The organism is Pelotomaculum propionicicum (assembly GCF_004369225.1).
Taxonomy (GTDB): domain Bacteria; phylum Bacillota; class Desulfotomaculia; order Desulfotomaculales; family Pelotomaculaceae; genus Pelotomaculum_B; species Pelotomaculum_B propionicicum.
In genome coordinates this window covers 46,608-58,416 of record NZ_QFFZ01000011.1, presented here as the reverse complement: position 1 = coordinate 58,416, position 11,809 = coordinate 46,608, and the positions used below count along the sequence as shown (strand labels likewise).

The 11,809-nt window shown below is 54.7% G+C and carries 13 protein-coding genes; 4 read left to right on the top strand and 9 right to left on the bottom strand.

Features of this window, described 5'->3' with window-relative positions:
- The first annotated feature begins 152 nt into the window (after positions 1-152).
- The 4 genes from Pmgp_RS07055 (at position 153) to tnpC (ending at position 3,468) form a co-directional block, all read left to right on the top strand.
- A complete protein-coding gene (locus Pmgp_RS07055) occupies positions 153-572 on the top strand; it encodes a HutP family protein (protein WP_134213290.1) in 420 nt (139 codons plus the stop codon).
- 23 nt (positions 573-595) lie between these two features.
- Positions 596-970 carry a chorismate mutase gene (gene aroH / locus Pmgp_RS07050; protein WP_134213289.1) on the top strand — a complete coding sequence of 125 codons (375 nt, stop codon included), beginning with the start codon at positions 596-598 and terminating at the stop codon, positions 968-970.
- 247 nt (positions 971-1,217) lie between these two features.
- Positions 1,218-1,697: a YqaA family protein gene (locus tag Pmgp_RS07045; RefSeq protein ID WP_134213287.1), complete on the top strand. Its 480-nt coding sequence runs from the start codon at positions 1,218-1,220 to the stop codon at positions 1,695-1,697.
- Positions 1,698-2,490: 793 nt separating this feature from the next.
- A complete protein-coding gene (gene tnpC / locus Pmgp_RS07040) occupies positions 2,491-3,468 on the top strand; it encodes an IS66 family transposase (RefSeq protein WP_134213285.1) in 978 nt (325 codons plus the stop codon).
- 9 nt (positions 3,469-3,477) lie between these two features.
- On the opposite strand, the gene Pmgp_RS07035 is transcribed toward tnpC, so the two are convergent.
- From Pmgp_RS07035 to Pmgp_RS20550, 9 genes are read right to left on the bottom strand one after another with little or no spacing between them, the layout of a single operon-like run.
- The gene (locus Pmgp_RS07035) at positions 3,478-3,951 is read right to left on the bottom strand and encodes a hydrogenase 3 maturation endopeptidase HyCI (RefSeq protein ID WP_134213284.1); all 474 of its coding nucleotides are present in this window, start codon (positions 3,949-3,951) and stop codon (positions 3,478-3,480) included.
- Entirely contained in the window at positions 3,932-4,429 is a 498-nt protein-coding gene (locus tag Pmgp_RS07030) for an NADH-quinone oxidoreductase subunit B family protein (RefSeq protein ID WP_134213282.1), read from the bottom strand. The genes Pmgp_RS07035 and Pmgp_RS07030 overlap by 20 nt, the downstream gene beginning before the upstream one ends.
- A gap of 5 nt (positions 4,430-4,434) precedes the next feature.
- Positions 4,435-5,988 carry a complex I subunit 5 family protein gene (locus tag Pmgp_RS07025; RefSeq protein ID WP_134213281.1) on the bottom strand — a complete coding sequence of 518 codons (1,554 nt, stop codon included), beginning with the start codon at positions 5,986-5,988 and terminating at the stop codon, positions 4,435-4,437.
- 11 nt (positions 5,989-5,999) lie between these two features.
- Positions 6,000-6,671, bottom strand: coding sequence for an NADH-quinone oxidoreductase subunit K (locus Pmgp_RS07020; protein ID WP_134213280.1), 672 nt, complete (start codon positions 6,669-6,671; stop codon positions 6,000-6,002).
- Entirely contained in the window at positions 6,664-7,194 is a 531-nt protein-coding gene (locus tag Pmgp_RS07015; protein ID WP_134213279.1) for a 4Fe-4S dicluster domain-containing protein, read from the bottom strand. The genes Pmgp_RS07020 and Pmgp_RS07015 overlap by 8 nt, the downstream gene beginning before the upstream one ends.
- A gap of 14 nt (positions 7,195-7,208) precedes the next feature.
- Positions 7,209-8,114: a respiratory chain complex I subunit 1 family protein gene (locus Pmgp_RS07010; protein ID WP_192902834.1), complete on the bottom strand. Its 906-nt coding sequence runs from the start codon at positions 8,112-8,114 to the stop codon at positions 7,209-7,211.
- On the bottom strand, positions 8,107-9,789 hold the full coding sequence (locus tag Pmgp_RS07005) for a hydrogenase large subunit (RefSeq protein ID WP_205077969.1): 1,683 nt from the start codon (positions 9,787-9,789) through the stop codon (positions 8,107-8,109). Before Pmgp_RS07005 ends, Pmgp_RS07010 begins: the two co-directional genes overlap by 8 nt.
- 5 nt (positions 9,790-9,794) lie before the next feature.
- Entirely contained in the window at positions 9,795-11,171 is a 1,377-nt protein-coding gene (locus Pmgp_RS07000; RefSeq protein WP_134213277.1) for a proton-conducting transporter transmembrane domain-containing protein, read from the bottom strand.
- A complete protein-coding gene (locus Pmgp_RS20550) occupies positions 11,165-11,806 on the bottom strand; it encodes a proton-conducting transporter transmembrane domain-containing protein (protein WP_134213276.1) in 642 nt (213 codons plus the stop codon). Before Pmgp_RS20550 ends, Pmgp_RS07000 begins: the two co-directional genes overlap by 7 nt.
- Positions 11,807-11,809 lie beyond the last annotated feature (3 nt).

Genomic DNA, 11,809 nt, shown 5'->3' with positions numbered 1-11,809 from the left:
TGCCTCCCGTTAGTCGGCGGGAGAGAAAGTTAATAAATCTGGATTATTCTAAATAAATCAGATTTATTTAACTATCAGAAACCAGGCACTAAATATAGGAGCTTTTGCACTCCTGTGCGGAGTGTATTTTATTTAACAAAGGTGGTTGGAGCATGACCCTTTACGGTAGCCGTAAAGTTGCCAGGGTGGCTATAGAAATGGCGCTTACTGACAGCAGGGAGCAGGAAAAGGAATACAAGACGCGTTTTTCTAAAGAAGGCATCAAGACAGCGGCTGTTGATTACGGCGGCGACTTTATTTCATCGGTTAACAAGATTATTGAGCGGGCTGTGGTGGCTTCCAAACGGGAGGGCGTGATCAAGGAAATGCACGCCGACGAAGGAGCAGTGGCCGGCGCCACCAGAGAGGCGCTGTCACAGGTGATGCCAAAGGCGTTAGGTTTTAATGTCGGCGGTAAAATCGGCATTGCCAGAAAGGACGACCATATCAGCGTGGCTATATTTTTTGGGGTGGGCTTGCTTCACCTTGACGAGGTGGCTGTGGGTTTAGGCCACAGGGCGGTACACTCCTAGGGTGGATCGGGGAGGACAGTAGAATGGCAGGTAGATCTTTAAGAGGAATACGCGGGGCAATCACAGTCGACCGCAACGAAGCGGCGGAAATCGCCGCCGCTACCAGGGAGTTAATTGAGGCTATAACAACTAAAAACAGCCTGGATACTGAAGATATAGCCAGCGCCATCTTTACAGTCACCCCGGACCTGGATGCCGGGTTCCCGGCAACCGCGGCCAGGGAGATGGGGTGGCAGTATATCCCGCTGTTGTGCGCCAATGAGATCAATGTGCCTGGCAGCCTCGGCAAATGCATCAGGGTTTTGATCCATGTGAACACCGAAAAGTCGCAAAAGGAATTAAAACACGTTTATCTCAGGGGCGCCGCTGTATTGCGGGAAGATCTAAATTTATTGTAGGCTCGATTTCAGTCGAACTCTTTAATCATATTTCAAACGAACAAGTGGCGGGCAAGGTTGGACCAACCGGAAGTCCCGCTGATTTTTTTGTCTAAAAAAAGGGATTAACATAAGATTATCGAATAGGCAAAAAAGGAATTGTAGGAAGGGGATACATCTTCAGTGTAATATCAGGTGCCGGGTACCGCTTGTGTCCCGGTTCTAAACATATCAAAGAAGATAGTTCCCCAATTAAGGGTGGAATTTTGTGGGTTTTTTGAACTGGCTGCAAAATACCGACCAGGGGATATTTTTATTTATCCTTTCTTTTGCCAACGCCATTGTTCTTCCGGTGGGGCCGGAAGTGGCATTTGTCCCCATCTTAATGGTCAGCCATGAAAAGTTTTTGTCCTATGCCATGTATTGTGTTGTGGGGAACGTGCTGGGCTTGATGTTGATTTATACCGTATCGTATTTCTGGAGCCAGACTTTTATGGACAGGTACATTTCCCAGGAAAAGATTGAAAAGGGCGTGGACGTCTTCAGCAGGTACGGCCCATGGGCCCTGGTCATTGCTTCGATGTTTCCTGTTTTCCCCTACCGTATCCTGGTGATAATTTCCGGCTGTCTCAAGCAGAGGGCAATTACGGTTTTTTCTTTCCTGTTGCTGGGCAAAACTTTAAGGTTTTTCGGCTATGGTTTTTTGATCGCCAAACTGGGCGAGTCGGTGACAAAGTATTTGAGGTAAATACTCAAAGTGCCACAGGCGAGCGTAGTTAGTTACGCTATCCTGTGGTTTCTTTTTTATCCTTGTAGTGGCAAGTATGCACAAAAAAAATTGTAAGTACTGACATGTAAATATTTTCAATGTTTTGCAGGAAATTTGTCACATAAGGTAAAAGTATACATCTTAGTAGCCAATATCCATCGTAAGAATATTGGGTAGAGCGGAGTATGATAGACAGGAAAGTGATTAGTTCCAATTGTTGTTTATCTAATTAAATGGACTAATGTCTATTTGACGAAGTTCCTTACAGTAGACATAAGGATAATATACAAGAAAGATGTTAGAGGTATCGTAAATATTGAAACTGGGTTCAAATACGCTTAGTTCTCCTGTTTTATACCCAAGGCATTCTTGTGGTTAAGTCTGCATTCCAATCCACCTTTTTTGAATTTGATGTTGCCAGTAAATCGGTGAAACGAACGCTACGCTTGCAGCAAGGCAGCAACCTTCCGGCGGCAACAAGCACGCGCAGACTGGCAGTTAGTTCAGATGAAAGCAAGGCTTATTTCGGGACCTATATACATGGCGAAGCCGATAAAGGGATCGGAAATCTTTATATAGTTGATCTTAAGAGCTTTACGATCGAAACATCCAAGCCTATTGATAGAGGTGTCACTGATTTTGCTGTTAACGAATCCAATCATAAAATCTACATTACCGGTTTGTGGAGCGGCGGTAGTTCGCCAATTAAGCAAAGCATCCAGGAATTCGACACGACTCTTGGCAATGTTGTCCGTGAAATTCCCCTGTCGCCATCCAGCGACCAAAGGGCAATTGCTGTCGACCCGACAAATGCAAATTACCTGTATATGACAGAAGGCGATTTCAAAGACACCAGGTGTTTGACATGCTACCTCTCAAGCTACTTGTTACAGAACACCAGGCAGAGCGGAAAACTTGCCCAATTTGCGGCGCCCGCAACAAGGCATCCTTTCCCGAAGGAGTAACCCAGCCTGTGCAGTATGGCCCAGAGATCAAGGCTTTTGCCATTTACCCCAATCAGTACCAGCTCATCCCTTACAACCGGACCGGGGAGCTTTTTTCAGACCTGTTCGGTCAGCCGTTTTCCGAGGGCGCCCTGTTTACCGCCAATCAAGCCTGCTACGAGGCCTTGGCCGAAACCGAGCAGGATATCAAACAGCAGATTTTAAACTCTTCAGTCATTCACTGTGATGAGACTGGCTCCCGGGTGGAGGGAAAGAATCACTGGCTGCACACGGCCAGCACACTGAATCTGACCTATTACGGAATCCATCCAAAGCGCGGCTCGGAGGCCATGGATGTGATGGGAATCTTGCCCGTTTACACCGGAATCGCCAAGCACGACGGCCTGAAAGTATACTTTAAGTACACAAACTGCGACCATTCCCTCTGCAACGACCATCACCTGCGGGAGCTTACTTGGGTCATCGAAAACGAGGAGCAGACCTGGGCACAGCAGATACATGGCCTGCTCCTGGATATCAAGGCGGCGGTGGATGAAGCAAAGGAGACCTCCAAGACACGCCTGGAACTGGAGCAGCTTATGGATTTCGAACGACGTTACAGCAGTATCATCACCCTCGGGTATCATGAGAATCCATTTTTTGAAGTCTGGCCTAAGCCCAAGGGGCAGCGAGGCAAACCGAAAAAGACAAAAGCAAGAAATCTGTTAGAAAGACTTGATAAGCACCGAACAGAAACGCTAAACTTCATGTTTGACTTTCGCATTTATAGCTTGACCATTTTTTAATGGTCAAGTTTACAATTCTTCTTTACCGGCTAAAACCTCCATGAAAAACTCTTCCAGGCAGTGAATTGTTTCGGCAACCTTAGGACTGAATTTTGCGCCAAAGCCGGTTACCCGGGGCTGAATGCCCAGCAGAAAAACGTCCGCGCCTGTTACTGTCTGCAGGCAGCGCATAAACAGATTCAGCCCCATTTGGTGCGAGCTGAAGCTTTGTTCCCTTAGATTTTCTATTTCAATTATCGCTATAGCACCAGGATCAGCCCCCATATCGGCAGCGTCAACCAGCATGATCGTATCCGGACGCCGGCCGGCAATCCGTCCAATGTAGCTTTCCGGAACTTCACTGGCGTCCAGCAGGTCCGCTTTCACCTTTCCTGCCAGCCGTTCAATCAAAAGCGGTCCTGCGGCGTCGTCGCCCCGCAGGATGTTGCCAATACCTACAAGAAACACCCGCCCCTTGAGCCGCTTACTCAGGCTGGCCAGCATGAGGGCTTTCCCCCTCCCGGTAAGAATAAGGCGCCACCTTTTTATCCACCAGCCCCAGGGCTAGTGCGACGCCGTAAATAATCGCCTCCGGCCGGGGCGGGCAGCCTGGTATGAAATAGTCAACCGGGAAAACTTTGTCCACTCCGCCGGTTACGTTATAGGAATCAAACCAGATGCCGCCGCCGATGGCGCACGAGCCGCAGGCAATCACCAGCTTGGGGTCGGGAACGGCTTCGTACAAACGCCGCAGGCGCGGCTCAACCTGGCGGGTGACCGGACCTGAAACCAGCAGAATATCGGCGTGGCGCGGTGATCCTACCAGCTTGAGGCCGAAACGCTCGGCGTCATAATACGGAGTGAAAACGTTAATTTCCTCGATATCACAACCGTTGCAGGCCCCTGCGTTGGCGTGGTAGACCCAGAGAGACTTTTTGAAAGCCCCGGCAAACAAAGATTGAAAATACTTACGGTTAAGCATTGTCTTTAGCCTCCTGCCACAATGTACATAATGGACTGCACCGCCGGCGCAATCAGCCGGTTGACCGGGCCCGGCAACAGGCCGATGAGTATACAGGCCGCGGCCAGGGCCAGCATCATACCCAGCATCGACCAGGGCGGTTCGGCTGCCGGGTGATGCTGCGCCGGCTCGGGAGAGGATGAAGTACACCCTCCGTGCCCGGCTGTTGCCGCCGTTTCTTCCCCGGTTGCCTCCTCCCGCTCCAGGAATACCAGATAACCGGCGCGGACCAGGCAGGCCAGGGTCAGCAGGCTGGTGAAAACAGCCACTCCCGTTGCCCACCACAGCCCGGCCTGGGCGGTGGCTATAAAGATGGTGAATTTGCTCCAAAAGCCGTTCAGCGGGGGCATCCCGCCGATGGCCAGGGCTCCGGTAAAGAAACAGATCGCCGTCAGGGCGCCCTTTTCCTTACGCCCCCGCAGCTGAGAAATTAGAGTCGTTCCGGAGGTGTAAACAAGTGCTCCGGTGCAGAGAAAGAGCATGGCCTTGAGCAGGGCGTGGTTTAAAAAATGATATAAGGCCCCAAAATACCCGAGAGACGATCCCAACCCCAGGCCCATCATCACGTAGCCGATCTGTCTGACGCTGCTGAAAGCCAGCATCCGTTTCAGGTCGTCCTGGGCAAAGGCGAAAACAATGCCGGACAGCATTGTCACCATTCCCAGCACTACCACCAGCAGCCCAATGGTACTGTATTCCGGGTAAAAAATAGTCAGCACCCGGGCCAGGGCGTAAGCCGCCACCTTGATGCCGATCGACAGAAGCGCGCTGAACGATACCGGCGCCTGGGAGTAGGCATCGGGCAGCCAGGCGTGAAACGGGACCAAACCCGCCTTGGTGCCGAATCCCACTACCAGGAAAGCCAGCGCCAGGATGGTCAGCTCTCTGGGAAACTTGTCCACCACCGGCGCCAGGGCTGTGATCAGCATAGCCTGGTGGCCGCCCACGTGGGGCGAAGCTGCGGCGTAAATCAAAACACAGCCAAGCAAGGCAAAGGTGATTCCCACAGTACAGAGCAGCAGGTATTTAAACCCCGCCTCCAGGGACTCGCGCTTCCAGTAAAAGGTCACCAGCAGGGCCGAGGCCAGGGTGGTGGCTTCCACTACTACATAAAGCATGATCAGGTTGTTGGTAAGCGTCGCCCAAAGCATGGTACAGATAAAAAGGGCGTCCAGGCTGAAATAAAACGGTAAACGCTCCGCCACGGTTTTGCCTGCGGCAACGTCGTTGCGCAGGTAACGGTAACTGAAGACAGTGGCCGCCAGACCGGCCACACCGATCACCAGGGTGACCAGGGCGCTCAGCCCGTCAGCATAGAGCTGCCCGTTCCAGGCAATTAATTTCTCTCCCTGGACGACCCGCCCTGCCAAAACCAGGACCAGCCCCAGGGTGATCGTCACTCCCGCTATGGCAGCCAGGCCGGCTGACTGCGGCCTCTTTCGCCCCAGCAGGACCTCCGCTCCCGCGGCCAGCGCGGGCACGCCAATGATCAACCAGGGCAAAACTGAATTGCTCTCCATTGCAAAGCCTCCTAGCCCCAAAGTTTCGCCATTTCACGCATATCCGTCGAGCCCACTTTTTCGTGAATCCCCGCCACAATAATCAAGAGGATCCAAACTGACAGGACCACGTCTGTAACTACCCCGATCATCGCCGTTTCCGGCAGGCTTAGGGCCAGGCTGACCAGGCTTAAGTGAACGGCGTTTTCAATCAGGCAGACTCCTATTACAGCCTTCAGGGCGTCCCGGCGTGACAGCAGGCCGTACAGGCCAAAGGCCAAAATGGTAAAAGCCACGGAAAGGTTGGTCCCGTATGGTTCGCCTGCTATTTCCGGAAACGGCGCCAGCCAGCTCATGTGCCCGTCAACCAGCCGGAAGAATCCCGCCAGCACCGCCGCGCCGGTCAGCAGCGAAAGTCCGAAACCCAGTGCGTTAGGCGTTTCTGTTGCCGGCATCCGTTTCAGGTAATGCCATAATAGCAGCGGAATAATGCCTGCCTTGGTGACCAGTACGGTGGCGCTCCACAAATACAGGGTATGGTTGGGCAGCAGCGCGGCGTAAGCAATCAACAGCGCCGCCAGCAGCAAGGCCTGGGCAAAGTAAGCCATAACAGCGTATTTCAGCTGCCTGATCTCCAGTGCCGTCAGCGAAGTTGCCACCAGGGCCAGGCTGAGTCCCTGAAGCACTGAGGAATGTTCAAACATGATCCTTTGCCTCCACTCCCCCCAGTGCTTTGGCCTGCTTGGTCTTCCGGCACTCGGGGCACCAGGACAGCCACTCCGGGGCCTCCTGCCCAAACTCACCGCCAGTGAGCTTTTCACCCGTTTTTCTCAAAAGCCGCTCGGGGGCAAAGGGCTTCCCGCACAGGGAGCAATTGGCCATTTTTAAATTTACTGTCATGGTTAAATCCTCCTTTTGGCTGGTAGCCAGCTCATAATTATTTCCCAGGCGAATCGCTTTTTCGGGGCAGACATCAGCGCAGCGGGCACAGTAAGTGCAGCGGCTGTAATCAACCTTAAGCGCCCGGGAATCTCCATCGTCAACAAGAGTAATCAAACGGGGCGGACAAACTGTTGCGCATTCCCCGCAGCCGATACACCGCCGGCCGTCAACTTCAGGCTGCCCGCGAAAACCTTCGGCAGTCGGCCGCGGGACGAAGGGGTAAGGGAGGGTTACCCGGCCTGCCTTGAGGCAGATCAGGGCCTCTTTCCACTTACTTATAAACAAATCGGCCCACCTCCTTACAAGCCCATGAGGGCAAAGGCCAGTCCAACCAGGGCCAGGACGGCGACACCCTTGAAGTAGTTGAGCGCCTGATCAATCCGCAGGCGCGGGTTTACCAGCTCAATTAATTCCACGAGACCTATTACAATGAAAACCTTGACCAGGTTTGACAGCAGGTCAGCCGCCAGGATGCCGGTCTTGGGCCAGGGCAGAAATACTTCAAGAAACAGCGAGATGTAAATGACCATTTTAGCGTAGAGAGCCCACTTGAAAAGCGCCAGTTTCGGGCCGCTGTATTCCACAAACGGTCCTTCCATGATTTCCGTTTCCGCTTCGGCAATATCAAAGGGGAGCTTGGCCAGCTCCGACTGCAGGGACAGGAACAAAGCCAGCCCGGCGATTACAGCTGAAATACTCCAGCCGTGGGTAAGCGTCCAGCCGCTAAGATCAGCCAGGACCAGGGAGTCGGCCTTAATCCCGGCGGTAAAAAGGGTGATGAGCAGGATCGGCTCCACCGTTAAAACAAGCATCATTTCGCGGCTGGCGCCAAGCATGGCGTACGGGCTGCCGCACGACATGGCCCCGAGCATGATCGCGATGCCGGGGATACTGAGCAGATAGACCAGTAAAAACAGGTCCCCGCCAAAACCCAGGGGGGCCGGTCCGCCCATGGGCGTGAATAGGGCCGCCAGCAGGACCGACCCAAGACATACGACGGGCGCCAGCCGGAAAATGACACCACCGGCGCCTTCCATGTCTTCTTTGCCGAAAAGTTTAAACAGGTCGTAATAAGTTTGGAGCAGGGGAGGACCCTGTCTTGAATGCACCACCGCCTTGATCCTGCGCATAAATCCGTCCAGCAAAGGCGCCAGTGCCAGTGTCACTGCAAGGTTAATTACCGCTATAAAAATTAACTTAAGCACGGCTGTCACCACCCTTGCAGCCGGCCCGGCCGGCCTTTAAAAGTTCCTCCCGGGTGTATACCCTCAATTTGCCTGATTCCACATCAACGGTCTCCATGCGTTCGGTACAGGAGAAGCACGGGTCAATGCTTCCTATAATGATTGGTGCGTCAGCCACCGTTTGGTTGGCAAACATAGACGGCGCCGCCTGCAGCTGCGGGTAGGTTGAAGCGCGCACCCGCCACCGTTCCGGCCGGTCTGTGCCGGTAAGCACATAATGACAGCACTCACCCCGGGGTGCTTCTACCACCGCCAGGCCTTCCCGTTCCGGCGGCACCTCGGTGTTTTCAGCCATGATGGGCCCGCCGGGCAGCCTGCCCAGCGCCTGCCGCACCAGGTCAATGGAAACAAACAGCTCATCCAGCCGTACCAGCGTGCGTGCCCATGTGTCTCCTTCGTTGTACACCGGTACTGTAAACTGCAGGTCCGGGTAGGCGGCGTAGGGGTGGTCCCGGCGGCTGTCTATGTCAACTCCCGAAGCCCGGGCAGTGGGGCCCACCACGCAAAACGAACGGGCGTCCGCGGCAGACAGATAACCGACGTTTTGCAGCCGCATCAACAGGGTGGTGTCGCCGGCAATGGCCTCAACCACCTGGCGGCTTTCACTCTCGACCTTGGCCAGCACCTCTTTGATTTTTGGCTGCAGTTTTTCTGGGATATCACGCCGTACGCCGCCTACCAGGTTCATGCCGTACGTTTTACGGTTGCCCGTGATTTGCTCGGTCAGCCACATCAGCTGTTCCCGTATGCGCCAGGACTGCATCAGGACTGTGTCAAAGCCGATGATGTGGCCGGCCAGTCCCAGCCACAGCAGGTGGCTGTGCAGGCGTTCCAGCTCGAGCATGATGGTACGGATGTATTTGGCCCGGGCCGGGACCTCGATTTCCGCCGCGGCCTCCACGGCCTGACAGTAGCAGCAGGAGTGGACAAAACCACAGATGCCGCATATTCGCTCGGCCAGGAAGGTAATCTTGTTGTAATCAAGAACCGTGTCGGCCAGTTTTTCGATCCCCCGGTGGCTGTAAAATCCCCTGTAGTCGCTGCCCACGATCCGTTCTCCCTCCACGAACAGGCGGAAGTAGGCCGGTTCCTCAAGCGTTGGGAAAAACGGACCCACGGTCATAACCGTGGCCTGCTCCGGGGCTTTCTTCATCCGGGGCCCGGCGACGGTCGCCTGGGGCGGTTTGTAGTCATAAGGGAAATCCTTCCTTAACGGGTAAAGTTCCTCCGGCCAGTCATCGGCCAGGACCAGCCGCCGCGGGTCGGGATGGTTTTTCGGCACGACACCGATTAAATCCCGGACCTCCCGCTCCGCCCAATCGGCTCCGGGGATGACGGGGGTAACTGATTCAATGACCGGATTGGCCGGGTCTATTTCCACTTTCAGCGACAGGAACAGGTCAGCACGGTCAAAGGAAAACAGGTAAGACACCTCGTAATTACCAGTCAGCGGTGTCCGGTCGGTTCCCACTGTGGTGATCAGCCGCGCCCCCAGCTGGTTGAACACGTAACCGGCCAGGGTTGGCAGGTCTTCAGCTTTGATCTTAACCAGCAGCATGTTGCCGGCTGTTGACATTGCAGGTAATGCCTTGCCCAGGTGTTCCGTTAGTTTGCGGGTTAATTCTTCGCGTGTCACCTTGTTTACCCCCTTATTACCAGAAAAGCCGCCGCCAGTACCAAACCCAGTCCCAGCACCTGCCACAACAGGTACCATCGCGGCCCGCCGGTATGTACCCGGCTGACCCGGCGGCTGAAGCTGACAAAAAGCCGGCCCAGCGGCAAATAGAAGTTATCCAGGTCCAGCCAGACAGCCAGGCGGGACGGCAGTTTGACCCGCGGCAAGTTCAGGCTGCGGTACAGGGCTGCGAAGTGTTCCCTGAACGGCAGGTAAAAACTGTCTGCCCGGTACAGGACTTCTTCTTCCGCTTCCAATTCACCACAGTTCCAGAGCTGCGACTGCCGGACCGGCGCGGCAGCCAGCCGGTAAATCCCGTAAGCGGCCAGGCATCCCGCCGCCAATCCGGCCAGGACGACCAGCGGGGCCGCCTGTCCTGCCGTCCCGCCGGTTAGGAAGAGCTTGACGCCTCCCCAGGGGGCAATATTTAAAAAACTGTTACCGCTGGCAGCCGCCAGGAAAGAGCCGTCCAGGGCGCCCAGGGCCAGGGCCAGCGGCCAGGCCGGGAAAATGCCGAGAAGCAGGCAGCCCAGGGCCAGGCAGGCTTCAGTAAAACGCATGGACAGCGGGACATCGTGTTGCTTTTGCAGTGAGGCCGGAAGCGGCCCCAGAAAAGCCGAGCCAAAGAATTTCATGTAGCCGGCCAGGCTGACAGTACTGCAAAAGACGGCTACAATCCCGAACAGCATTAAGACCTGCCAGGTCTTGCCGACGGTTACGGCTGCCTGGTAAAGCAGCCACTTGCTCATAAAGCCGTTTAAAGGCGGCACCCCGGCGATAGCCAGGGACCCGGTCAAGGCCGCCATGGTGGTTAGCGGAATGATCTTAATCAGGCCGCTCACTTTATTGAGATCGCGCTGACCGCTGGTGTATTCGACTGAACCCGCGTTTAAAAACAGCAGCGACTTGAAACAGGCGTCGTTGATCAGGTGGTACAGGGCGCCGACCATACCCAGCAGGCTCAACCAGGGGTTGGTGGCCAGAAACATTAAACTGATGCCAAGGCCAAGCCAGATATAGCCCATCTGGCCGATGGTGCTCTGAGCTACCAGGCGTTTGGCGTCTTTTTCGGAAAGTGTTCTTAAATTACCCACAACCATTGAAACTACGCCTGCGGTGGCGATGACCAGTCCCCAGGCGTTGGTTGCTCCGGAAGGTGGGAGCATCCAGTAGGTAAGCCGCAGCAGCCCGTATACCGCCACCTTGTTCATCACACCCGAAAGCATGGCGCTGGCGCCGGCGGGGGCAGCCGGGTGAGCCTCGGGAAACCAGAAGCCCAGGGGGTAAATGCCGGCCTTGGTGGCAAAACAGACAACCAGCAAGCCAATGAGCAGGTTCAGCATGGCCGGGTTGGCGGCGGACGCTGCCGGTAAATTTCCGGTATGGCTGTAAAGGACAGGGAGCCTGTCCAGCCACTGAACAGGATTGTCACCAGGATCAGGCCCGCTGAGGTGACATGAGTCATGAAAAAGTAAAGAAAGCCGGCCTCCAGGTTTTTTTTGTTATCCCGCTGGTAGACGACCAGGAAGTAAGAGGTCAGGGTCATGAATTCCCAGAAAAACAGGAAGTAGAAAAGGTCTGCCACGGTTACCACCGCCATCATGCACAGTACAAACAGGAGAAAAGGAGGGTAATAGCGGCGGGGGTCCTCACTTTTATAATGTGGTAAATAGCCCTGAGTATATAACACCGAAGCCATGCTGAGGATGCCGATCAGTCCCAGGAAGAGCGCGCTCAGACGGTCTACGGTAAAAACGGGCACTGCGGGAAAACCGGCGATGGACAGGCTGTCGATGCCGGCGGTAACCGGGCCGTTCAGCCAGACCTGTACGGCAACAAATACCGCCAGAAGCCCCGCCGCGGCCATAGAGATCATGGCCAGAGGACCGTTTACCTTGTGCCGTTTGCTCACCAGACACAAAACACTGCCAGCCAGAAGAATAGCAAAAGCCAGCCAGAGACAGTTCAACAGGTACATTTA

What these genes read in the sequence shown, in the direction of transcription:
- Pmgp_RS07055 (WP_134213290.1), top strand. Translation starts at nt 153, where the DNA reads ATGACCCTTTACGGTAGCCGTAAAGTTGCCAGGGTGGCTATAGAAATG.
- aroH (WP_134213289.1), top strand. Translation starts at nt 596, where the DNA reads ATGGCAGGTAGATCTTTAAGAGGAATACGCGGGGCAATCACAGTCGAC.
- Pmgp_RS07035 (WP_134213284.1), bottom strand. Translation starts at nt 3,951, where the DNA reads ATGCTGGCCAGCCTGAGTAAGCGGCTCAAGGGGCGGGTGTTTCTTGTA.
- Pmgp_RS07030 (WP_134213282.1), bottom strand. Translation starts at nt 4,429, where the DNA reads ATGCTTAACCGTAAGTATTTTCAATCTTTGTTTGCCGGGGCTTTCAAA.
- Pmgp_RS07025 (WP_134213281.1), bottom strand. Translation starts at nt 5,988, where the DNA reads ATGGAGAGCAATTCAGTTTTGCCCTGGTTGATCATTGGCGTGCCCGCG.
- Pmgp_RS07020 (WP_134213280.1), bottom strand. Translation starts at nt 6,671, where the DNA reads ATGTTTGAACATTCCTCAGTGCTTCAGGGACTCAGCCTGGCCCTGGTG.
- Pmgp_RS07000 (WP_134213277.1), bottom strand. Translation starts at nt 11,171, where the DNA reads ATGCTGAACCTGCTCATTGGCTTGCTGGTTGTCTGTTTTGCCACCAAG.
- Pmgp_RS20550 (WP_134213276.1), bottom strand. Translation starts at nt 11,806, where the DNA reads ATGTACCTGTTGAACTGTCTCTGGCTGGCTTTTGCTATTCTTCTGGCT.